Origin of the sequence: Zobellia russellii (assembly GCF_044597075.1) — a bacterium.
In the GTDB taxonomy this organism is placed as follows: Bacteria; Bacteroidota; Bacteroidia; order Flavobacteriales; family Flavobacteriaceae; genus Zobellia; species Zobellia russellii.
Map to the genome: position 1 here is coordinate 3,958,292 of NZ_CP139000.1, position 23,584 is coordinate 3,981,875.

Here is a 23,584-nt window from a genome sequence, read left to right on the forward strand (position 1 = left end):
GGCATTTTTTTATTTCTGTATAGAGTAAGCTAACTTAGTTAGTGGCCGGGACTAATGTAGTGTCCACGGGGTTTTCTCCTGCCGTAGCTGCGTCTATTGCCGTAGTGTCAGAAACAGGAACTGTATCCTCTAAGTCAGGATTCTGACCAGGTTCTAAATCATCTTCTTGTAAAATATTGTCCCTGTAGAAATGCTGAAACTTATCTATATATTCATTGAATATTAGAGTTTCCTTTTCTGCCATCTCACGGTCGTTGTTTCCGATCAGAATATCAATATTTCTACGGTACCCTTCCATATCGGCAATGATATCGTCTATCTTGTCATATTGCTCTTCAAGAGGTATGCTGGCATAATATTCCAAACGGTCTTGATAAATATATTTCAATTTTCCGAAAAGCTCGCGAGCTTTGGTTGTTTCGCCTACTTTGTAATATCCATCTACAAAAGGCTCAACAAAAGTATAGTAGCCAAAGTATTCAACAGGAAGGTTTTTAATAGTAAGGTCTATAATATCCTTGGCCTTTTCTATTTTGTCTTCTTTTAGCAATTGTTCTAAAAGTCTTGCTAAGTTACTACGGTAAGACAAGCCTTGAATACGGGTTTGAGGGTCATGGTAGATGTCCGAGCTTCCAGAGTTGCCCCAGTCCCAATTCATAACTACATCGTACATCAGGTCGGAATCAATTCGTCCCATTTCAAAAGAGTTTCTGCGTTCGGTCTTGATGGGTACTAATTTGTACGCCATTCCATCTAATTGTAAATAGTCTTTCATCCAAATAAATTCGGCATCATCAAAACTTCCTCCTGAGAAATAGATAGGGCGTTTCCAGTCATTGTTGGCAATAATATCCAACATCATCATGCTTTTCTTGGTAATGGCACTTTTTGGAAGGTCTATATCAATATAGTCTACGATCAAGGCCGAATCCTTTTCTTTTACCAGACCTGTATCCAAGACGTTTTTCTTGTTTACCGGTATGCGTAATTTGTTGGTAGGGTAGTACACGATATTTTGGCTGCTTTCAGAATAAGCATCTATATCAATATTCTCCTGTCTTTCAAGGATGTACTTCAGCTTTGTTTGTGGGTTGTCACTATCTACCCACTTTATAAAATCTTGAATGGACCAACGGCTTTCTGATATTTTCTTGTTGAAAAGTGGGTCTACGGTTTGATAGTATAGCACGTCACGAGTTCCCCAACGATACTTCTCATGGGCAATTTGTGATGGAATGGCTTCACTTTCGTATGCCTTCCTTTTCATTTGGTCAATATACCAATCCGTTTCAAAAAGGCTGGTACAGACAATACGAACATCGGTACGGTAGCCTTCTATTTCTTGGGCGTACCATAACGGGAAGGTGTCATTATCCCCAATGGTAAAGAGTATGGCCCCTGCATCTTTTTGGCAGGAGTCTAAATAGGCTTTTGCCGATGAATTTGCGGTAAACCGATTAGATCGGTCATGGTCATCCCAGTTTTGTACTGCCATAACAGTAGGAACCGCTAAAAGACAGATGACGGTTACGGCCGGAGCCAGTATTTTAGGGGTGAGGTATTTCTTGAGTTCATCAAAAAGTCCGTATACGCCAAGGCCTATCCATATTCCAAAGATATAGAACGAACCTACAAGGGAGTAATCTCTTTCACGAGGTTGAAAAATATATGGATTGGTGTAAAACTGAATAGCCAAACCTGTGAACAAAAAGAAGATTAAAAGTACCCAGAACTGTTTTGGGTTTTTACTTATTTGAAACAATATGCCTACTATGCCTAGAATTAAGGGGAGTAAGAAATAGGTGTTTCGGGCCTTGTCGTTCTTAACTTCGTCCGGAAGATTACTTTGACTTCCTAGACGTGGACTATCAACTAACCCAATGCCACTTAGCCATTCTCCGTTTCCGTTGTAACGGCCCTGAACATCATTGTTCTTCCCGGAGAAATTCCACATAAAGTAACGCCAGTACATGTATCCGAATTGAAACTGTACCATGTATTTAATGTTCTGCCAAACGGATGGAGGTTGAACCTCAATATAATCGCCAAACCTTCTTAGGAAACTAATGTATTGTTCGGCATCTATTTCGCCATTGGCAAAGCCTTCTTTTACTTGGGTAACCGCTTTTCTCAACTCCTCGTTGGATTGTGTCATCTTAAAATCCAAGGGCCCAAAATAGCGCATGTAGTTTTCTGCGTTCTGACCACTCCACATTCTTGGTAAGAAGCCTATATGTTTAGGGTCGTCTCCAGGTACGGCGCCTTTGTAATAATTTACGATTACATATTTCCCTAGCTTTTCGTCCTTTTCGTATTTAGGTGCTTCGTCCTTGTCCTCGCCACCAACCCCAAAAGTGTTGGAGTAATATGTCCCGTAAAACGGACTATCAACACCGGGGTACTGCTCACGGTTATAATAGGCCAATAAAGCACGGGCATCTTCCGGATTGTTTTCGTTGATGACCACTCTTGCATTTGCGCGAATAGGAAGCATCATCCATGAAGAGAAACCTAAAAATAAGAACATTAAGCACAGGACAATGGTGTTGGCCGTTTTGTAACTGTTCTTTCTAGTGTAGTTAAGTGCAAAATAGAATGCGCCAATGAATATGAGCCCCATAATGATGGTGCCCGAATTAAACGGAAGGCCAATACTATTAATGAAAAATACTTCGCTCCAACCAAAAAGTTTAAGAACATAGGTTAAAGAGAATTTGTAAACCAGCATCAATACTGCAATCACAGCAATATTGGCCAACAAAAAGTTCTTTACCGTTGTTTTTTTGTATGTTTTGAAATAGTAGAGTAAACCTATTGACGGTATGGCCAAGAAGCCCATGAACTGAACCCCAAAAGTAAGGCCAACCACAAATGAGATAAGCACGATCCATTTGTTTCCTCGTGGGTTTTCAAGGTCGTCCGTCCACTTTAGGCCAAGCCAAAGTAATAATGCCATTAGGAGACTTGCTGTGGAATATACCTCGGTCTCTACTGCGTTGAACCAAAAGCTATCCGAAAAAGTAAAAGCAAGGGAGCCAACAATTCCAGAGCCAAAAATAGCAATAGCCTTGCTGTTGGTTATAACATCATCTTTTTGTTTTATGAGTTTTTGGGTAAGGTTGGTAATGGTCCAAAACATAAACAGAATGGTAAATGCACTGGAAACACCAGAAACGTAATTTACCATACGAGCCACTTGGTCAGATTCAAAAGCGAACATGGCAAAAAAGGCCCCGATCATTTGGAGCAGTGGTGCTCCGGGAGGGTGACCCACTTGGAGTTTTGCAGATGTGGCAATGTATTCACCGGCATCCCAAAAACTGTTCGTGGGTTCAACGGTTATTGCGTAAGTAATTAGGGCAATAAAAAAGACGGACCATCCAAGAAGATTGTCCCATTTTTCGAAGTTCTTTGAAAACATGTACTACGTGGTTTAACCAATGCGGCGAATTTACTAATTAATATAGATATGGAAGGTCATTTTTGATAAACCTTTAACAAGCTATTTGTAAGGTGAATATAGAAAGAATTGTAGTCAAAGGCTTGTTGGCGGAGGTTAAGCGTATAAAAATGAATCAAATTAGTAATTTTATGGTGCTGAAAATCTGTAAGTTGTGTAGATTTGGAATTATTGTAGCAGAAAATGTTTGTGCAAACCAAACTTTGTTTTAAATTTGCACGCTCAAATGCTGAACTTGTTTCGGCAGAAATTACGGTAATGGCCTATGGTGTAATTGGCAACACAGCTGGTTTTGGTCCAGTCGTTCTAGGTTCGAGTCCTAGTAGGCCAACAGAGTTAAAAAGCCCGATATGGAAAAGTATCGGGCTTTTTTTTTGGAATTTTTCATATAGGACGATTGTCATGCTCTGTATCCTCGGGATGTTCGGGAGAGTTGTCTTCCGTATCTAGGTTTTCATTGCTTGCTTCCTGTTCCGTCATTTCTTCGTTATGCTCGTTAAGTTGGTCCTCTGCTTCGTTCCGTGCCAAAATCTCTTCGTCTATCTCATCTAGCATAGTGCCCATTTTCTTTTTGTCCTTTATCATGGCCCAGGTCATAACCAGACTGGTGGCAATAATTACGAACAAAAGAATTCCCGATTCAAAACCGGCAACCTCTGCTTCCGTAGGAATGGCGTAGAAAAGAAGTATAGTTATCAATCCCCTTGGGGCAATAAAGGCTTGTGGTAGGATGTCTTTACCGATAAAAACCCGCAAAACAAGAAAACGGATTACGTAAATAGAGGCTATAATTAGAATGCTTACCATAGCAACATTTAGGCTCATTAAAGAAGCAAGTACAATGGTAACTCCAAAAATCACGAAGAAAAACGTGCGGACAACAAAAGCCGTTTCTAGGGTTATGATGTGCAGTTCATGATAAATTTGGTGCATTTTTTCCTTTTCAAGAAAAATAGCCGTCTTTCCGGGAAAGAACAATTTAACGTTTGCAATGACCAACCCAAATATGAGGATTATAATCAATGACGATAAATGCATCTTTTTACCAATAGCGTACAATAGTAGCAGTACGGCAATCAATAAAAATTGCTTGGCTTGGCTTTTTATCTTTTGGAAAATCAGAACCAAGGCGTAACTGGCAATAATGGCAATAACAATGGTCAGAACAATATTGCCGGCAAAAGCAACGGGGCTAGAATCGGTTTCGGGATCCAATCCTCCGGTAAGAAAATAGAACATCATGATACCCATTATGTCCGAAAAGGTGCTTTCATAAATGTGAAACTCCTTTTTGTCCTCTCTAAGACCGGTAACACTGGGTATGATTATGGCGCTAGATAAAATAGACAAAGGGGTAGCGTACAGCCAGGCGGACTGCATGGTCATACCTTCTATAAATTGGTAGAGAATTAATGCGGCTACCCATGCGGAAGCTACAAGCCCGAGTAGGGCAATGGCCATGGATTTGAGAATGGGTATGAGTTTTTCTCTTTTCAGTTCAAGCTCTAGGGCGGCTTCTAATACAATCATGATCAGTCCTACCGTTCCGATTATTTCTAAGGTGCCGCGCAGGTTTTTTTCAAAATCTATTTCGGTTCCAATAATGTATTTCAGGGCAAATTGTAAAGCAACACCCAGAACTATTAGCATAAGTACGGATGGAATATTGGTTTTTTTAGAAATGCCATTAAACCAGAAAGAGATGATGACTATGGCAGAAGCGCCAATAATCATATTGTAAGAAGAGAGTATTTCCATGGTTGTTAATTTGGTTGGGATATTTTAAAAGTACTATTAAATCGTTAATTTTAGATGAAATGATATGATATAAAACTCTTTAAATGAATCGGATATTGCGGGAAACAAAAAAATCGTATATTTGCAACACTGAAAGGATATAAAAGTATTCATGAGGGGACAATTTAGTCCTCTTTTTTATTTCTAAATGTTATGTTGAAGAGTAAAGTCGAAGCCCTTTTAAAAGATGTCCTAGAGGAAGATGGGTCTTTGTTTTTAATAGATTTTTCGATGTCTGCAGACAATACCATTAAGGTGGTTTTGGATGGAGATGAAGGCGTAACCGTGCAGGACTGTATGAAAATTAGTCGTGCCATAGAGCATAATATAGACCGTGATGAACATGATTTTTCGTTAGAGGTCGCTTCTGCTGGGGCGGCATCGCCGTTGGTAATGCCAAGACAGTACAATAAAAATGTGGGAAGAAAGCTTGCCGTACGAACGGAGGCCGAAACCTATGAGGGAAATTTAACCGAAACTACCCATGATGGTATTGTTCTTGAATGGAAAGCACGGGAACCCAAACCCATTGGAAAAGGGAAAGTTACAGTTCAGAAGAAGGAGCTAATCAATTTTTCTGATATAAAAGAAGCAAAAGTCATTTTAAAATTTTAAAGGTAATAGTAGCATAATGGAAAATATTGCACTGATTGAGTCTTTTTCGGAATTTAAAGACGACAAATTTATAGATAGGGTAACCCTAATGGCCATTTTGGAAGATGTATTCCGTAGTGCGCTTAAGAAGAAATTTGGTTCCGATGATAATTTTGATATTATTATCAACCCGGATAAAGGCGATTTGGAAATCTGGAGAAATCGTATAGTTGTTGAAGATGGTGAGGTTGAGGAACCAAATGAAGAGATATCACTTTCGGAAGCGCGTAAAATTGAGCCGGATTTTGAAGTTGGTGAAGATGTTTCGGAAGAGGTAAAGCTTATAGATTTAGGTAGAAGGGCCATCTTGGCGCTTCGTCAAAACTTGATTTCAAAAATTCACGAGCACGACAATACAACCATTTACAAGCACTTTAAAGATCTTGAGGGTGAAATTTACACCGCAGAGGTGCACCACATTCGTCACAAGGCAATTATTTTGTTGGACGATGAAGGTAATGAGATTATTTTGCCAAAAGATAGGCAGATACCATCTGACTTCTTTAGAAAAGGAGATAATGTTCGTGGGGTAATAGAAAGTGTGGAGCTAAAAGGTAGTAAGCCTACTATTATTATGTCTAGAAGCTCCCCTAAATTCTTGGAACAATTGTTTTTCCAAGAAATTCCGGAAGTTTACGATGGCCTAATTACCATTAAAAAGGCGGTTCGTATTCCTGGTGAGAAAGCAAAGGTTGCTGTAGATTCGTATGATGATCGTATTGATCCGGTTGGTGCCTGTGTAGGTATGAAAGGATCAAGAATTCACGGTATAGTTCGTGAGTTGGGCAATGAAAACATTGATGTTATCAATTGGACGGCTAACCCACAATTAATGGTGACGAGAGCATTGAGTCCGGCTAGAGTTTCTTCTGTGAAGTTAGATGATGAGAAGATGACGGCGCAGGTTTACTTAAGACCGGAAGAAGTTTCTAAGGCAATTGGTCGTGGCGGACATAATATTCGTTTGGCCGGGCAATTAACTGGTTATGAGATTGATGTGTTTAGAGAAGGTGTTGAGGAAGATGTTGAGTTAACAGAGTTTACAGATGAGATTGATGCTTGGATTATAGAAGAATTCAAGAAAATAGGATTGGATACAGCTCGTAGTATTTTAGAGCAAGATGTAGCCGATTTGGTGAAACGTACGGACTTGGAAGAGGAAACTATTTCCGAAGTTGTGCGTATTCTTAAAGAAGAATTGGAAGATTAGCTATGAACTCGTCATGGGTTTTAATACTTTAGCGGAAAATACTGCTAATGTGTTGGAATGTAAAACCCTTTTGAGTTCTGTATATTAGCAAGGATTAAAGAGAATTAGGAGAAAGTATTTATGGCAGACATTGCAAAAATTAGGCTTAACAAGGTCCTCAAAGAGTTTAATATTTCTTTGGATAGGGCGGTTGATTTCCTTGCCTCTAAAGGGCATGAGATTGATGCGCGACCTACTACAAAGATTTCCGATGAGGTTTATGAAGTGCTTCAAGGAGAATTTCAGACCGATAAAAGCAAAAAAGTCGCCTCTAAAGAAGTAGGCGAAGAAAAGCGTAAGGAAAAAGAGGCTTTGCGATTGCAGTTGGAGCAAGAGCAAGAGGAACGACGTTTAGCTAGAGAAAAGCGTGCAGCTGCGGCAGAAGAAAAAACTTTGACAGGTAAAGTTGAGCTTCAGGGTCCCAAAACTGTTGGTAAAATAGACTTGGATGCCGGTAAGAAGCTTAAAGAAACTCCTGCTCCTGTAGAGAAAAAAGAAGAAAAGGTTGAAAAAGAGGTTGTTGCTGAGGTTGAAAAACCAAAAGAAGTAGAGCAGCCTAAAAAGGTAGAAGAAGAGAAGCCTAAGGTTGAAGAGAAACCAACTAGGACCATACTTCAGAAACCTAAAATTGTTGGTAAGCTTGAGGAAAAGAAACCGGAAGCTCCAAAAGAACCTAAAGCTAAGGTAGAAGAAAAAGCTCCTGAAAAAGTAGAAGAGACCAAAGCGGAGGCTGATTCTGAAAATTCAGAGGAGAAAAAAGACGATGGTGTCTTAACTACAAAGTATAAGAAGCTTACCGGTCCAAAGATTACGGCTAAAATTGATCTTTCTCAGTTCAACAAGCCTAAGAAGAAAAAAGAGGAGCCTAAAACAGGTGATGCTGCCGGTGATCGTAAAAAACGTAGAAGACGTATAGTTAGTAGTCCTGGTAGTGGCGGCGGTAATAAGAGCAATGCTCCAAGACAACGCGGTACAGGTCCAGCGGCTAGAAAAGGCGGCGGTGGAAATCCAAGATACGGTGCTCCTAAAGTTGAGCCTACTGAAGAAGATGTACAAAAACAGATTAGAGAGACCTTGGAGAAATTACAGGGGAAATCTAAGAAGGGAAAAGGTGCTAAATATAGAAGGGATAAGAGGGATCAACACCGTCAACAAACGGAGAAAGACCTTGAGCAGCAAGAATTAGAGAGCAAAGTATTGAAGGTTACGGAGTTTGTAACCGTAGGTGAAGTTGCTACCATGATGGGTGTAGGTACTACTGAAATTATTTCGGCTTGTATGTCACTTGGTATTATGGTTACGATGAACCAACGTCTTGATGCTGAAACCTTGTCTATTGTTGCAGATGAGTTTGGTTACGAAGTTGAATTCGTTACTGCTGATTTGGAAGAATCAATAGAAGTTGAGGCAGATGCTCCTGAAGATCTAGAACCGAGAGCTCCTATTGTTACCGTAATGGGGCATGTGGATCACGGTAAAACATCTTTGTTGGATTATGTTAGACAAGCTAATGTAATTGCAGGTGAAAGTGGTGGTATTACGCAGCATATTGGTGCGTATGGTGTAACCTTGGAAGGTGGTCAGAAAATTACTTTCTTAGATACACCGGGTCACGAAGCCTTTACCGCGATGAGAGCAAGGGGTGCGCAAGTAACGGATATTGCGGTTATTGTTATTGCTGCGGATGATGCTATCATGCCTCAAACAAAAGAAGCAATAAGTCACGCTCAAGCAGCTGGAGTACCAATTGTTTTTGCTATAAATAAAGTGGATAGGCCAACGGCAAACCCTGAGAAAATTAAGGATGGGTTGGCTCAAATGAATTTATTGGTCGAAGATTGGGGCGGTAAGATACAGTCTCATGATATTTCGGCCAAGACAGGTCAAGGTGTAAAGGAATTGCTTGAAAAAGTATTGCTTGAAGCCGAACTGTTAGAGCTTAAGGCCAATCCTAATAAGATGGCCAATGGTACTGTAGTGGAAGCCTTTTTGGATAAGGGACGTGGTTACGTTTCTACCATATTAGTACAGGGTGGAACCCTTAAAATTGGGGATTATGTATTGGCAGGTACCAATAGTGGTAAGGTTAAGGCTATGCAGGATGAACGTGGAAAAAGTGTTCAAAAAGCTGGTCCGGCCACGCCAATTTCTATTCTAGGTTTGGATGGAGCGCCACAAGCAGGTGATAAATTCCACGTATTGGAAGATGAAAGAGAGGCTAAGCAGATTGCTACTAAGCGTTCGCAATTGCAGCGTGAGCAGTCTGTTAGAACACAGCGTCACATTACGTTGGATGAAATCGGAAGACGTATTGCTTTGGGTGACTTTAAGGAACTTAACATTATCTTGAAGGGTGATGTTGATGGTTCTGTGGAAGCCTTAACGGATTCGTTCCAAAAATTGTCTACTGAAGAAATTCAAGTGAATATTATACACAAAGGAGTTGGTGCTATTACGGAATCCGATGTGTTGTTAGCTTCGGCATCCGATGCTATTATTATTGGTTTTAACGTAAGGCCAATGGGTAATGCAAGAGATGTTGCGGAGAAAGAAGAAATTGATATTAGAATGTACTCTATTATCTATGATGCGATCAATGATCTTAAGGATGCTATGGAGGGAATGCTTTCTCCTGAAATCAAAGAAGAGATTACGGGTACCGCAGAGATTAGAGAGACCTTTAAGATATCTAAAGTTGGTACGATTGCCGGTTGTATGGTAACGAATGGTAAGATTTTCCGTAATGCAGGTATACGTCTTATACGAGATGGTGTAGTTGTTTATACAGGAGAGTTGACATCCTTAAAACGTTTCAAAGACGATGTTAAGGAAGTGGCCAAAGGGTATGATTGTGGTCTGCAGCTTAAGAACTATAATGATATAGTTGAAGGAGATATTGTAGAGGCTTTCAAAGAGGTAGAGGTTAAGAAGAAATTAAAATCTAAATAGACTTCTTGAGAATATACATATCACTGTTAAATGAGACAGTATAGAGCAAAAAAAATCGACCTTAACGGGTCGATTTTTTTGGTTTTAATAACATAGCATCCGGATATTTCTGTCGGACTTCTTTAAACTTTCGTTCGGCGTCTAGCTTGTTCTGGAATCTTCCTACCCTTACTCGGTATGTAGGTGAATCAAAGTCTATTTTTGAGGGTAGGTCCGGGAAATCTTGCTCAACGTTAGCTTGAATACTTTGAGCCTTATTATAGGAGCCGAAGCCTACTTGAATGCGGTAATATTCCGAACTTTCGTTGGAGGTTTTATATATTTCTATTAAATCAGTGATTTTTTGGTCTTGTTCAATGTTAATTTGGCCTTGTTGGGCATATCCAAATGTTAAAGACGCAAGGGAGAAACTGAGTGCAAAAATTGTCTTCATTGTAGTGAAATAATTGGGTTTTAATAATTTATACAAAAGTAGCGTATTCCTCGGCATTGTAAAGGATGGCATATTATTTAGAATAGATATAAATTAGGAATTATCAATCCGTTAACATTTTCAAAATAAAGTCTATTACGTATTTTTGCCTTCGATTTTAGCACTGATAAGAATAACACAAGTTTTCTATAAATGAAATTATCGTGCCAAGATGTCGATAGAAATAAGATTCATATGAAAAAGGTTCCGTACCGCCATTCGATTTCTAAGGTTTTAGGTTTAACTCTATTTGTTTTCCTTTTATTTTCCGTTTCTATATCTGCTCAAGATGGTGGAAGTGAAGATGGGGCTTCTTCCGAAGCTGCTGCATCTGGTGATACTGCGGGAGATCCGGCTAAAGGTAAAGCGTTGTTCAATCAGAATTGTGCAGCTTGCCACTCTTTAAATCGTAAAATGACAGGTCCAGCTCTGGCTAATGTAGAGACTAGATTGTCAGATGACGAAGGTTTAAGTCGTGATTGGTTGTATCAATGGATTAAGAATAGTCCTGGGCTTATCGCTTCAGGTGATTCTTATGCTAATAAGATTTATGCTGAGTACAATCAGGCGGCAATGACTCCGTTTCCAACCTTGTCTAACGAGGATATTGATAATATTTTGGCTTATACGGCTGCTCCTCCAAAAACCGCTGCTCCTGCGGCTGCGGCTGGTGGTGAAGCTGCTGGTGGCTCTGGTGGTGCTTCCGATGGAATTTCAAATGAAATAGTTCTAGGTGCTCTGGCGCTTGTCTTTGGTCTTTTGGTGGTGATGTTGTTCTTAGTGAACAAAACATTGAAAAGGATAGCTGAGGCTAATGGGGTTGTTTTGGAAAGTGAAGCATCCGAAAAGAGATTGCCGCTTTGGAAAGCGTTTGCTAAAAATCAATTTTTGGTATTGGTATCGGTGATTTTCCTTTTGTTGGGTAGTGCATATTTTGCTTACGGATGGATGATGCAGGTAGGTGTTGATCAAGGGTATCAGCCAATTCAGCCAATACATTACTCACACCGTATCCATGCTGGGGATAATAAAATTGAATGTAAGTATTGTCACTCCTCTGCACGTGTTTCCAAGACTTCTGGAATTCCTTCCTTGAACGTGTGTATGAACTGTCATAAATCAATTTACCAAGTTGCTGATGAAACTTTGGAAGAAGGTAAGCGTGAGTATGGTGTTGATTATAACAAAGAAATCAAAAAGCTTTATGCCGCTGTAGGTTGGGATGAGGAAAATCAGAAATATACTGGTGAGAGTCAGCCTGTAGAATGGGTGCGTATTCATAATTTGCCTGATTTTGCATACTTCAATCACTCTCAGCACGTAAGTGTTGCTGGTATTGAGTGTCAGCAATGTCACGGTCCTGTTGAGGAAATGGAGATTATGTATCAATTCTCGCCTCTAACAATGGGATGGTGTGTTAACTGTCATAGAGAAACTGAAATTAAGGTAGAAGGTAATGCTTACTACGAAAAAATTCATACCGAGCTTTCCAAGAAATATGGTGTTGAAAAGTTAACGGCTGCGCAAATGGGCGGGCTGGAATGTGGAAAGTGTCATTATTAATCGAATCTAGAAAGTAGCTAATTACATAGAAAGTATGGCATCAAACAAAAAATATTGGAAGAACGAGGCGGAATTAAATCCGAACGATTCCATTGTTGAGACGCTAAGACAGAACGAGTTTGTTGAGCAAATTCCAGTAGATGATTTTTTGGGAGATAAGGAAAGTCTATCTGCTACATCTACCAATAGAAGGGATTTTCTTAAGTACGTTGGTTTTAGTACCGCGGCGGCTTCATTGGCTGCTTGTGAAGGACCTGTGCATAAATCTATTCCTTATGTTGTTCAGCCAGAAAATATTGTTCCGGGTGTTGCTAATTATTATGCTACAACTATAGCGAACGGTTTTGACTTTGCAAGTATCCTTATTAAAACAAGGGAAGGTCGTCCTATTAAGGTTGAAAATAATAAAGATGCCAAGGTTGCCGGTTCTGCCAATGCAAGAGTTCAGGCATCTGTACTTTCCTTATATGATAGTACGCGCTTACAGGGGCCAATGGCAAATGGAGAGCCTACTGAGTGGTCTGTTTTGGATGCTGCTGTAAAAGCAAAATTAGGAAGTCTTAAAGGTTCTGGTCAGCAAATCGCATTGTTGACACAAACATATGCTAGTCCGTCTACGGATAGATTGATAGGTGAATTAAAAGCTGAGTATGGTAATGTAAACCATGTGGTTTATGATGCTATTGCCGAAGATGCCGCAGCTAGTGCTTATGAAGCTAAATACGGTGAGCGTGCTTTGGCGGATTATGATTTTGAAAAGGCGGACCTTATAGTTTCTTTTGGAGCGGATTTCTTAGGAGATTGGCAAGGAGGAAGCTATGATGGAGGGTATGCAAAAGGTAGGGTGCCTAAAAATGGCAAGATGTCGCGCCATGTACAGTTTGAGGCAAACATGACCTTGAGTGGTGCTAATGCGGATAAGCGTATTCCTTTAACGCCAATGCAACAGAAAATAGCTTTGGCTCAGTTGTATGCTAAGTTGAACGGTACAAGTGTTGGTGGTGAACTTTCTGAAAATGTTCAGAGGACCATAGATGATGTGGCCGCTCATATAAGAAAGAATAAAAGTAAGGCCGTAGTAGTTACGGGTCTTGATGATATACATGCTCAAACGGTTGTACTTGCAATTAATGAAATGTTGGGTAGTAAGGCTTTTGATCCTGCTTCTCCTCGTTATGTAAGACAAGGAAATGTTAAGGCGGTACAGAAGTTGATTGCGGATATGAAGGCGGGCAAAGTTGGCGCGTTGATCGTAGACGGTGTTAACCCTATGTATACGCTTCCTAATGCAGCTGACTTTAAAGAAGGTGTTGAGAAAGTTGGTCTTTCTGTTGTGTTCTCCAATAATTGGAATGAAACTACAGAAGTAGCGCAGTATACTGCAGCAGCTAATCATTTTTTGGAGTCTTGGGGAGATACCCAAATCAAGAAAGGGCAATACAGTTTGATGCAACCTACCATTAAAGAACTTTTTGATACAAGACAGTTTCAGACTGCATTGTTAAAGTGGTTAGGTAGTGATAAAACATATTACGAATATGTAAAGGAAACCTGGTCTCAGTCAATATTGGCCGGAAATGATTGGAATAAAGCATTGCATGATGGTGTTTATTCTGCGGCAGGTATGACTTTAAGCTCTGATGCGGACCCAGAAAATGCGGTTTCCGAAGAAGAAGATAAAGAAATAGCAAGTGCCAATGTAATTGAGGAGGTGGCTGCTCAAGCCGGTATTCCTATTGCTACGGCCATTAATAGCTTGGTAAATGCTACCAGCGGAGGCGGTGTTGAGCTTACTCTTTACTCTAAAACGGGTATGGGTGCAGGTCAGCAGGCTAACAATCCGTGGTTACAGGAGTTTCCTGATCCAATTACTAGAGTTTCTTGGGATAACTATGTTACCGTTTCCAAGGCAGATGCTGAGCGTTTAGGTTTTGTAAACGAGCACGTTGCCAATGGAGGTTTGGACGGTAGTTATGCCAACGTTACCGTAAATGGAGTTGTACTAAATAACGTTCCGGTAATTATTCAGCCAGGTCAAGCCATTGGTTCTATTGGTCTTTCCTTAGGTTATGGAAGAAAAGTAGGAATGAAATCTGAGATGCAGACAGGTGTTAATGCTTATCCGTTGTATCAGAATTTCACCAATGTTCAGGCAGCTACTATTGAGAAAGCTTCGGGAATGCATGAGTTTGCATGTATTCAGCTGCATAAGACCTTAATGGGTAGAGGTGATATCATTAAGGAGACTACCTTGGAGATATTCAATACAAAGGATCACGCTGAGTGGAACGAAGTTCCGGTGGTTTCTTTGGATCACCAAGAGGTTCCGGCTACATCTGTTGATTTGTGGGATAGTTTTGATCGTACTATAGGTCATCACTTTAACATGTCTATAGATTTAAATGCGTGTACCGGTTGTGGTGCATGTGTTATTGCTTGTCATGCAGAGAACAATGTTCCTGTAGTAGGTAAGGAAGAAGTTAGAAAGAGTAGGGATATGCACTGGTTGCGTATCGATAGATATTATTCTTCGGAAGATACTTTTGAGGGAGACAATATTAAGAAGGATGAGTTTGATGGTCTTTCAGGTGATAATGGTTCTTTAGGTGGTTTTGGTGAGTTGGAGCATCCAGCGGCTAATCCTCAAGTGGCATTTCAGCCTGTAATGTGTCAGCACTGTAACCACGCGCCATGTGAAACTGTTTGTCCGGTTGCGGCAACATCTCATAGTCGTCAAGGTCAAAACCATATGGCATATAACCGTTGTGTGGGTACTAGATATTGTGCAAACAACTGTCCGTACAAAGTTCGTAGATTCAACTGGTTCTTGTATAATAACAATGACGAGTTTGATTACCATATGAACAATGACTTGGGTAAAATGGTATTGAATCCTGATGTAAATGTTCGTTCAAGAGGGGTTATAGAAAAATGTTCTATGTGTATTCAGATGACTCAGAAGTCTATCTTGGATGCGAAAAGAGATGGTCGTCCTGTAAAAGATGAGGAATTCCAAACAGCTTGTTCATCTGCATGTAGTACAGGAGCTATAATCTTTGGTGATGTTAATGATAAGGAAAGTGAAGTTTCCAAATTGGCAGAAAGTGATCGTATGTACCATTTATTAGAGCATGTGGGAACTAAACCAAATGTATTCTACCATGTTAAGGTTAGGAATACGAACGAAGCATAAAAAACCGTATTTAAGTAAACAACTATAATAGATTTATATGGCGTCGCATTACGAAGCACCTATACGAAAGCCCTTGGTTATTGGGGATAAAGGCTACCACGATGTAAGTGTGGATATAGCCGCTCCGGTTGAGGGTAGGGCCAATAAGCATTGGTGGATTGTGTTTTCCATTGCCTTAGTGGCATTTCTTTGGGGTGTTGGTTGTATTATTTATACAGTCTCTACCGGTATTGGAACATGGGGTTTGAACAAGACCGTTAACTGGGCTTGGGATATTACAAACTTTGTTTGGTGGGTAGGTATTGGTCACGCGGGTACTTTGATATCTGCCGTACTTTTGCTTTTCCGTCAGAAATGGAGAATGGCCATTAACCGTTCTGCGGAGGCTATGACAATATTTTCTGTTGTTCAGGCGGGTCTTTTCCCAATCATTCACATGGGTCGTCCTTGGTTGGCATACTGGGTATTGCCAATTCCTAACCAATTTGGTTCGTTATGGGTAAACTTTAACTCACCGCTACTTTGGGATGTATTTGCAATATCTACATACCTTTCAGTTTCTTTGGTATTCTGGTGGACAGGTCTACTTCCTGATTTTGCGATGTTACGTGATAGGGCTATTCTTCCTTTTCAAAAGAAAATATATAGTCTGTTAAGTTTTGGTTGGAGTGGTCGTGCTAAAGATTGGCAACGTTTTGAAGAAGTGTCATTGGTTTTGGCAGGTTTGGCTACACCACTTGTACTTTCTGTACATACCATTGTATCTTTTGACTTTGCTACATCGGTAATACCGGGTTGGCATACAACCATCTTCCCTCCATACTTTGTGGCTGGTGCAATTTTCTCTGGATTTGCAATGGTGAATACACTTTTGATTATCATGCGTAAAGTGTGTCACTTGGAAGATTATATCACTGTTCAGCATATTGAGTTAATGAACATTGTTATTATGTTAACCGGTTCTATTGTAGGGTGTGCATATATAACAGAGCTTTTCATGGCTTGGTATTCAGGTGTGGAATACGAACAATATGCTTTCTTGAACAGAGCTACTGGACCTTACTGGTGGGCTTACTGGTCAATGATGACTTGTAATGTGTTCTCTCCTCAGTTCATGTGGTTCAAAAAATTGAGAACTAGTATTATGTTTTCTTTCGCTATATCTATTGTAGTGAACATAGGAATGTGGTTTGAGCGTTTCGTAATTATCGTAACATCGTTGCATAGAGATTACCTTCCATCTTCATGGACTATGTTCTCACCAACATTTGTAGATATCGGAATCTTTGTAGGTACTATTGGATTCTTCTTCGTGTTGTTCCTTCTTTACGCTAGAACATTCCCTGTAATCGCTCAAGCGGAGGTTAAATCTATCTTGAAGTCATCTGGAAGTAAGTATAAAAAACTAAGAGATGCGGGTCAGCCATTATATCAGATAACTAAATTGTCTGCTGCTGATACTATGGAAGAAGTTATTACAGATGATGTGCTTATGGGAGAAGTTGTGCCGCAACAAGATACCAGCGAGAGCGTTTCTGAACTTTTGAGTACTATTGGTAAGTTTGATGCAACAAAAGAGACTGCTGATGACCTTAAACAAATTAAAGGTGTAGGTCCTCAAATGGAAGCAACACTTAATGAAATTGGAATATTCACTTTTGCCCAAGTGGGTAGAATGACCAATAGGGAGTATGATTTGTTGGATTCAATAACAGAATCTTTCCCAGGTAGAGCGCAAAGAGACGATTGGGCCGGTCAGGCAAGATTATTAAATAATAAGAAACAATAGCTATGGCATCTAAAGCGATACATGCATATTATGATGATGATGACGTGCTAATGCTTGCCGTTAAGAAGGTAAAGGCAGCCAAGCATCACATCGAAGAAGTATATTGTCCATTTCCTGTTCATGGCTTAGACAAAGCTATGGGTTTGGCTCCAACACGTATTGCCATTACGTCGTTCATTTACGGCTGTATAGGTCTTAGTGTAGCTACGCTTATGATGAACTACATCATGATCGAGGATTGGCCTCAGGATATTGGTGGGAAGCCTAGTTTTAGTTATATAGAGAACATGCCGGCATTTGTGCCTATTATGTTTGAGTTAACTGTATTTTTTGCGGCTCACTTAATGGTGATAACTTTTTATATGAGAAGCCGTTTATGGCCTTTCAAAAAAGCGGAAAATCCAGATGTACGTACTACGGATGATCATTTCTTAATGGAGATAGATATTCATGGTAACGAAAAAGAGTTAAAAGATCTGTTGTTGGATACAGGGGCAGTGGAGATAAACATAGTTGAAAAAACCAGTCATTAAATATGAACAGTTTTAGCAAAATAGGAATCGTTTTTGGGTTGCTACTGTGTGTTGCGGCTTGTGCCGATAAGAACAGTCCCAACTATCAATATATGCCGAATATGTACGAGCCAGTAGGTTACGAGGCATATGGTGAGGTAGATTTTCTTCCTAATCGTCAGGAGGCAATGGTTCCACCGGCAAATACTATTTCTCGTGGCTGGATTCCTTACGGATATGAAAATACACCGGAAGGTAAAGAGTTGGCAAGAGTTCAAAAAAGTCCATTGGATTCAGTGAACATTGAAAAGGATTTAGCTGCGGGTGGTCAATTATATACCATTTATTGTGCTATTTGCCATGGTGATAAAGGTGATGGTCAAGGTACGCTTGTAAAAAGAGAAAAGATTTTGGGTGTTCCAACATATGCGGATGAAGCTCGAAACATTACAGTAGGTACAGCTTACCATACCATTCATTACGGATTGAACTCTATGGGTTCTTATGCATCTCAGATGAATACAAAAGAGATGTGGCAAGTTTCGGAGTACGTGATGAAATTGAAACAAGACTTAACGAAATAATACTTAGAAAAGGGATATGTATACGTTTTCAAACAAATTAAAGATCGGTTCCTTTATTTTAATGGCTCTTGGGATACTTGGTATTGCTATCGGATTTATATCGGCACCAAGTACTGTAGAAGAGGCAAAAGCTATAGTGGCCAGTCATGATGGACATGGAGATGCCCATGGTGCGGTAGAAGCACATGGCGCTGTTGCAGAAGGACACGGTGATGCTGTTGAGGCTCACGGTGAGGAACATGATTCTTCTCACGACGAACACCTTTTACATCAATTACAGAATAAGCCATGGGCCGCTTTATATGTAGCCGCATTCTTTTTCTTTATGATTGCTTTGGGGGTTTTGGCTTTCTATGCAATACAACGTGCAGCGCAGGCCGGTTGGTCTCCGTTACTTTTTAGGGTTATGGAAGGTATTACGGCATATATAGTTCCTGGTGGAATTATCGTTTTTGTAATACTAGTTCTGTCGGTTTTACACATGAACCACCTCTTTGTGTGGATGGATGCCGATGTAGTTGCGCATGATCACCTTTTACAAGGTAAGGCCGGTTATTTAAACCCTACTTTCTTCTTAATACGTGCCGCTATATTTTTGGCAGGTTGGATATTTTACAGAGAGTATTCTAGAAAACTTTCACTAAGACAGGATGAGTCTAACGACAATGCCAATTTTAAGTTGAACTTTAAATGGTCTGCTGCATTCTTGGTATTTTACTTAGTATCGGAATCTATCATGTCTTGGGATTGGATTATGAGTGTTGATCCGCACTGGTTCAGTACTTTGTTCGGATGGTATGTTTTTGCTAGTATGTTCGTATCAGGTATTACCGTAATAGCTATGGTAACCGTGTATCTGAAGTCTAGAGGTTACTTGCCAGATGTGAACAATAGTCACATACATGATTTAGCCAAGTTTATGTTCGGTATTAGTATATTCTGGACATACCTATGGTTCTCTCAATTTATGCTTATATGGTACTCTAACATACCAGAAGAGGTTACTTACTATGTAACGCGTATTGCAGATTATAGATTACCATTCTTTGGAATGATAGTAATGAACTTTTTGTTCCCTGTGTTGCTTCTTATGAATAGCGATTTCAAACGTATGAACTGGTTTGTGGTTCTAACAGGTATCGTTATTTTAGGTGGGCACTATATGGATATATTCAATATGATTATGCCATCAACTGTAGGTGATCAATGGTTTATAGGTATACCTGAAATTGGGGCTGTTCTTTTCTTTGCCGGCTTATTCATTTTCTGGGTGTTCCGTGCATTGTCAACTGCACCTTTACAGCCTAAACGTAACCCGTTTATTGAGGAGAGCAGACATTTTCATTATTAGTATTTTTAACGTATAATAGTAGAACATACGATGACTACATTATTGACTTTAGTGGTTTTAGCCTTGGTGGCAATTGCGATATGGCAGATGACGAAGATATTTGAATTGTCTCAGCTCAAAGCCGAAAATTCTCAAATAGCCAACGATTCGGATAACAAAACAAACGGATACCTTCTGTTCGCGTTTCTTATCTTTATTTACGGTATTACAATTTTTAGTTTCTGGAAATATTCTAAGTTTTTACTTCCGGAAGCTGCATCTGCTCACGGTGGGGAGTATGACTCTTTAATGTTGGTTTCCTTCATTATCATTTTCATTGTGCAGACCCTTACACAGGCTTTGTTACACTACTTTGGTTACAAGTATCGTGGTGTTGAAGGTAAAAAGGCCCTTTTCTTTGCGGACAGTGATCGTCTAGAGTTTATATGGACTATAATTCCTGTAATAGTACTTTCTGGACTTATCCTTTGGGGATTATACACTTGGACTACTATTATGGATGTTAATGACGAAGACGATCCATTAATTGTGGAGCTTTATGCACAACAATTTAGTTGGACGGCTAGATATGGTGGTGAGGATAACGTATTAGGTAAGGCTAACGTTAGAATGATTGATATCAATAAGGCCAACGTACTTGGTTTGGATGAGTCTGACAGCTACGCCGCAGATGATATCATCGTTAAAGAATTACACCTTCCTGTAGGTAGAAAGGTTAATTTTAAAATGCGTTCGCAAGATGTGCTTCATTCTGCATACATGCCGCATTTTAGGGCTCAAATGAACTGTGTTCCGGGTATGATTACTGAATTTTCTTTCACTCCAATTTATACTACGGAAGAAATGCGTCAGAATCCTGATGTGGCTGATAAAGTAAAACGTACAAACGAGATTAGATCGGAAAGAGCGGCTAATGGAGAGGAAAATTCCGACCCATGGGAGTTCGATTATATTTTACTTTGTAATAAGATATGTGGAAAGTCTCACTACAATATGCAAATGAAGATTATTGTAGAGACTCAAGAAGAGTATGATGCGTGGATAGCCGAGCAAAAAACCTTTGGGCAGAATGTAATGGGTCAAGCATCTACAGATGAATTCAAGAACATTGAAACTGCAACGGCTAGTCACTAATACGAGTTTTCGTAAGGTATAGTCTAAGAGCGCTTTAAAAGAAAATTAAAATTAAAGAATAACAAATATGTCAGTTACTGCAAATGCACAGTTAGATGACCATGCACATGACGATCATGAGCATCACCACAAGCAAACTTTTGTAACCAAATATATATTTAGTCAAGATCATAAAATGATCTCTAGACAGTATTTGATTACTGGTTTGATAATGGGAGCGCTAGGCATCGCAATGTCAATTATGTTCCGTATGCAATTGGCATGGCCAGGGGAATCCTTTGGTATCTTCGAGACCTTTTTAGGAAAATGGGCTCCAGATGGAGTTATGGATGCAGATGTTTATTTGGCATTGGTAACTATTCACGGTACGTTAATGGTATTCTTTGTTCTTACACAGGGTCTGAGTGGTACATTTAGTAACTTACTTATTCCGTTGCAAATTGGTGCTAGGGATATGGCTTCGGGCTTTTTGAACATGCTTTCGTATTGGTTGTTTTTCTTGTCTTCCATAATAATGATTTCCTCTTTATTCGTTGAAGCAGGACCAGCGGCTGCAGGGTGGACTATTTATCCTCCGCTAAGTGCATTGCCAATGGCTCAGCCTGGTTCAGGAATGGGTATGACATTGTGGTTGGTTTCTATGGCTATTTTCATTGCTTCATCTCTTATGGGATCGTTGAATTATGTAGTAACCGTAATCAACCTTCGTACAAAAGGAATGTCTATGACAAGATTGCCACTAACAATTTGGGCATTCTTTGTAACGGCCATTATCGGTATTATATCGTTCCCGGTACTATTATCTGCAGCTTTGTTGTTGATAATGGATAGAAGCTTTGGTACCTCATTCTTCTTGTCGGATATATTTATACAAGGTGAGGTATTGCACTACCAAGGTGGTTCACCGGTATTATATGAGCACCTTTTCTGGTTCTTAGGTCACCCTGAGGTATATATTGTAATCTTACCTGCCATGGGTATTGTATCTGAAGTAATGGCGGTAAATGCTAGAAAACCTATTTTTGGTTATCGTGCAATGATTGCTTCAATTTTGGCGATTGCATTCTTGTCTACAATTGTATGGGGTCACCATATGTTTATTTCGGGTATGAATCCGTTCTTAGGTTCTGTATTTACATTTACAACGCTTTTGATTGCTATTCCATCTGCAGTAAAAGCCTTTAACTGGATTACTACACTTTGGAAAGGTAACTTACAGTTAAACCCTGCCATGTTGTTTTCAATAGGTATGGTGTCAACTTTCATAACAGGTGGTCTTACAGGTATTATCTTAGGGGATAGTACATTGGATATTAACGTACATGATACATATTTTGTTATTGCTCACTTTCACTTGGTAATGGGTATTTCTGCACTATACGGTATGTTCGCAGGTATTTATCACTGGTTCCCTACTATGTTTGAAGGTAAGATGATGAACAAGAACTTAGGTTATATCCACTTCTGGGTTACCGCAGTTGGTTCGTATGGTATTTTCTTCCCAATGCATTTTGTAGGTATGGCCGGTGTGCCAAGAAGATACTATGAGAATACTGCTTTCCCAATGTTTGATGAATTAACGGATATTCAAGTATTGATGACCGTATTTGCAATTATCACTGCAGGTGTTCAACTTATATTCGTATTTAACTTTGTAAGGAGTATTTTCTATGGTAAAATAGGTCCTAAGAATCCTTGGAAGGCAACAACCTTAGAATGGACAACACCTCAGGAGCATATTCACGGTAACTGGCCAGGAGCCATTCCTGAAGTTCACCGTTGGGCTTATGACTATAGTAAGGTAGATGAAAACGGAGAGTACATTCTTCCAGGTCAGGATTTTGTTCCTCAGACCGTACCTTTGCAAAAAGATGAAGAAGAGCTTCAACATTAAAATACTAGACTAACTCAAATTAAAATGCCCGACTTTTATAGTTGGGCATTTTTTTTTGATACTTTTATTTAACATTCTTGTTGCGTAAGAACAATAAGAGATACATTTGCAAATTATAATAGAAGGGTCTAATCAACTGATGTCAAAGGGACTGTAGTATGAGAAATTTTATTTTTTTAATTGTTTTATTATTTACTTTTCAGGCTTTTGGCCAACGTAAACCCAAAATAAAGGGGAATAAGGTTGTGATAGATGTTTATCAAGAATTGCCTGCTTTCCATGCAATTGAACTGCGCGATGACCTTGATATTAGGCTACATGATTCTACTGAGGAAGGCGTTGCTATCACTGCTGATGACAACCTAATAGACGTTTTAAGGTTTAAGGTTCAAGATAGCGTGCTTCAGATTAGCTCCTTCTATAACATCACCCGTAAAAAGAAACTGGAGATCACGGTCAACTATATTTACCTGGAGGCCATTACAATGTATGATGGGAAAATTGAAATGGACGGAGCGGTTAATGCAAAGGATCTTTATGTAGATCTACATGAATCCGCAAAATTGGATTTAAATGCTGATGCCGAAGTTTTTAATATCAATATGGAAGGTAACAGTTCAGGGGAATTCAACTTAAAAGGACAAGAAATAAATTTGGTTTTAAAAGACAGGGTTGATGTAAAGGTATTTGGCACAAGTGATTTAAGTAATGTAAAGTTGTACAAAAACGCTACCGCTATTTTGGAAGGAACCACATTTGAATTGTATGCCAACCTTTTTGAAAATTCCAATCTAAAAGCTGAAAAATTAGAGTCAGAAGCTGTTTATCTTACTGTAGAGGAGTCCGCTACTGCGGATATAAATAGTACCAAAATCTTACAACTTTCTTCAAGTGGTAATGCCAGGACCCATTTGTATGGGGAGGGCAAGGTAGAGATAATAGACTTTCTAGATACTTCTGAGTTACATAAGGAGAAATAGTTA

The 23,584-nt window shown here is 39.6% G+C and carries 15 protein-coding genes and 1 tRNA gene; 13 read left to right on the forward strand and 3 right to left on the reverse strand.

Annotated features, from left to right (window positions below):
• Positions 1–34 precede the first annotated feature (34 nt).
• Complete coding sequence (locus SJY45_RS16225) at positions 35–3,421, reverse strand: DUF2723 domain-containing protein (RefSeq protein WP_400072090.1); 3,387 nt, start codon at positions 3,419–3,421, stop codon at positions 35–37.
• Positions 3,422–3,719: 298 nt separating this feature from the next.
• Here SJY45_RS16225 and SJY45_RS16230 point away from each other — a divergent pair.
• Positions 3,720–3,791, forward strand: a tRNA-Gln gene (locus SJY45_RS16230).
• A gap of 53 nt (positions 3,792–3,844) precedes the next feature.
• Here the strand turns inward: SJY45_RS16230 and SJY45_RS16235 are convergent.
• Positions 3,845–5,218 carry a cation:proton antiporter gene (locus tag SJY45_RS16235; RefSeq protein ID WP_400072092.1) on the reverse strand — a complete coding sequence of 458 codons (1,374 nt, stop codon included), beginning with the start codon at positions 5,216–5,218 and terminating at the stop codon, positions 3,845–3,847.
• 192 nt (positions 5,219–5,410) lie between these two features.
• Here SJY45_RS16235 and rimP point away from each other — a divergent pair, with 192 nt between their 5' ends.
• The 3 genes from rimP to infB all read left to right on the forward strand — a co-directional run bounded on the left by rimP (position 5,411) and on the right by infB (position 10,109).
• Positions 5,411–5,872, forward strand: a complete 462-nt coding sequence (gene rimP / locus SJY45_RS16240; protein ID WP_400072094.1) for a ribosome assembly cofactor RimP — start codon at positions 5,411–5,413, stop codon at positions 5,870–5,872.
• A 16-nt stretch (positions 5,873–5,888) separates the two neighbouring features.
• Entirely contained in the window at positions 5,889–7,121 is a 1,233-nt protein-coding gene (gene nusA / locus SJY45_RS16245; protein WP_215438525.1) for a transcription termination factor NusA, read from the forward strand.
• Positions 7,122–7,241: 120 nt separating this feature from the next.
• Positions 7,242–10,109, forward strand: coding sequence for a translation initiation factor IF-2 (gene infB, locus SJY45_RS16250; protein ID WP_400072096.1), 2,868 nt, complete (start codon positions 7,242–7,244; stop codon positions 10,107–10,109).
• Positions 10,110–10,170: 61 nt separating this feature from the next.
• Here infB and SJY45_RS16255 read toward each other — a convergent pair whose 3' ends face one another.
• On the reverse strand, positions 10,171–10,542 hold the full coding sequence (locus SJY45_RS16255; protein ID WP_215438523.1) for an SPOR domain-containing protein: 372 nt from the start codon (positions 10,540–10,542) through the stop codon (positions 10,171–10,173).
• Positions 10,543–10,776: 234 nt separating this feature from the next.
• Between SJY45_RS16255 and SJY45_RS16260 the strand changes: the two genes are divergently transcribed.
• The 9 genes from SJY45_RS16260 to SJY45_RS16300 all read left to right on the forward strand — a co-directional run bounded on the left by SJY45_RS16260 (position 10,777) and on the right by SJY45_RS16300 (position 23,581).
• Positions 10,777–12,144 carry a c-type cytochrome gene (locus SJY45_RS16260; protein WP_400074366.1) on the forward strand — a complete coding sequence of 456 codons (1,368 nt, stop codon included), beginning with the start codon at positions 10,777–10,779 and terminating at the stop codon, positions 12,142–12,144.
• Between the two features lie 34 nt (positions 12,145–12,178).
• Entirely contained in the window at positions 12,179–15,337 is a 3,159-nt protein-coding gene (locus SJY45_RS16265) for a TAT-variant-translocated molybdopterin oxidoreductase (RefSeq protein ID WP_400072099.1), read from the forward strand.
• A gap of 37 nt (positions 15,338–15,374) precedes the next feature.
• Positions 15,375–17,126, forward strand: coding sequence for an NrfD/PsrC family molybdoenzyme membrane anchor subunit (gene nrfD, locus SJY45_RS16270; RefSeq protein WP_400072101.1), 1,752 nt, complete (start codon positions 15,375–15,377; stop codon positions 17,124–17,126).
• A gap of 2 nt (positions 17,127–17,128) precedes the next feature.
• Entirely contained in the window at positions 17,129–17,659 is a 531-nt protein-coding gene (locus SJY45_RS16275) for a DUF3341 domain-containing protein (RefSeq protein WP_215912972.1), read from the forward strand.
• Between the two features lie 2 nt (positions 17,660–17,661).
• Positions 17,662–18,222, forward strand: coding sequence for a c-type cytochrome (locus tag SJY45_RS16280; protein WP_400072103.1), 561 nt, complete (start codon positions 17,662–17,664; stop codon positions 18,220–18,222).
• Between the two features lie 16 nt (positions 18,223–18,238).
• Complete coding sequence (locus SJY45_RS16285; protein ID WP_400072105.1) at positions 18,239–19,573, forward strand: quinol:cytochrome C oxidoreductase; 1,335 nt, start codon at positions 18,239–18,241, stop codon at positions 19,571–19,573.
• 30 nt (positions 19,574–19,603) lie between these two features.
• Positions 19,604–20,707: a cytochrome c oxidase subunit II gene (locus tag SJY45_RS16290; RefSeq protein ID WP_215438517.1), complete on the forward strand. Its 1,104-nt coding sequence runs from the start codon at positions 19,604–19,606 to the stop codon at positions 20,705–20,707.
• A 67-nt stretch (positions 20,708–20,774) separates the two neighbouring features.
• Complete coding sequence (locus tag SJY45_RS16295) at positions 20,775–22,601, forward strand: cbb3-type cytochrome c oxidase subunit I (protein WP_215912969.1); 1,827 nt, start codon at positions 20,775–20,777, stop codon at positions 22,599–22,601.
• A gap of 158 nt (positions 22,602–22,759) precedes the next feature.
• Positions 22,760–23,581, forward strand: coding sequence for a GIN domain-containing protein (locus SJY45_RS16300; protein WP_400072108.1), 822 nt, complete (start codon positions 22,760–22,762; stop codon positions 23,579–23,581).
• Positions 23,582–23,584 lie beyond the last annotated feature (3 nt).

Bases quoted from the DNA above. Each gene is read 5' to 3' on its own strand.
- SJY45_RS16225 (WP_400072090.1), bottom strand. From the start codon at position 3,421: ATGTTTTCAAAGAACTTCGAAAAATGGGACAATCTTCTTGGATGGTCC.
- SJY45_RS16235 (WP_400072092.1), bottom strand. From the start codon at position 5,218: ATGGAAATACTCTCTTCTTACAATATGATTATTGGCGCTTCTGCCATA.
- rimP (WP_400072094.1), top strand. From the start codon at position 5,411: ATGTTGAAGAGTAAAGTCGAAGCCCTTTTAAAAGATGTCCTAGAGGAA.
- nusA (WP_215438525.1), top strand. From the start codon at position 5,889: ATGGAAAATATTGCACTGATTGAGTCTTTTTCGGAATTTAAAGACGAC.
- infB (WP_400072096.1), top strand. From the start codon at position 7,242: ATGGCAGACATTGCAAAAATTAGGCTTAACAAGGTCCTCAAAGAGTTT.
- SJY45_RS16255 (WP_215438523.1), bottom strand. From the start codon at position 10,542: ATGAAGACAATTTTTGCACTCAGTTTCTCCCTTGCGTCTTTAACATTT.
- SJY45_RS16260 (WP_400074366.1), top strand. From the start codon at position 10,777: ATGAAAAAGGTTCCGTACCGCCATTCGATTTCTAAGGTTTTAGGTTTA.
- SJY45_RS16265 (WP_400072099.1), top strand. From the start codon at position 12,179: ATGGCATCAAACAAAAAATATTGGAAGAACGAGGCGGAATTAAATCCG.
- nrfD (WP_400072101.1), top strand. From the start codon at position 15,375: ATGGCGTCGCATTACGAAGCACCTATACGAAAGCCCTTGGTTATTGGG.
- SJY45_RS16275 (WP_215912972.1), top strand. From the start codon at position 17,129: ATGGCATCTAAAGCGATACATGCATATTATGATGATGATGACGTGCTA.
- SJY45_RS16280 (WP_400072103.1), top strand. From the start codon at position 17,662: ATGAACAGTTTTAGCAAAATAGGAATCGTTTTTGGGTTGCTACTGTGT.
- SJY45_RS16285 (WP_400072105.1), top strand. From the start codon at position 18,239: ATGTATACGTTTTCAAACAAATTAAAGATCGGTTCCTTTATTTTAATG.
- SJY45_RS16290 (WP_215438517.1), top strand. From the start codon at position 19,604: ATGACTACATTATTGACTTTAGTGGTTTTAGCCTTGGTGGCAATTGCG.
- SJY45_RS16295 (WP_215912969.1), top strand. From the start codon at position 20,775: ATGTCAGTTACTGCAAATGCACAGTTAGATGACCATGCACATGACGAT.
- SJY45_RS16300 (WP_400072108.1), top strand. From the start codon at position 22,760: ATGAGAAATTTTATTTTTTTAATTGTTTTATTATTTACTTTTCAGGCT.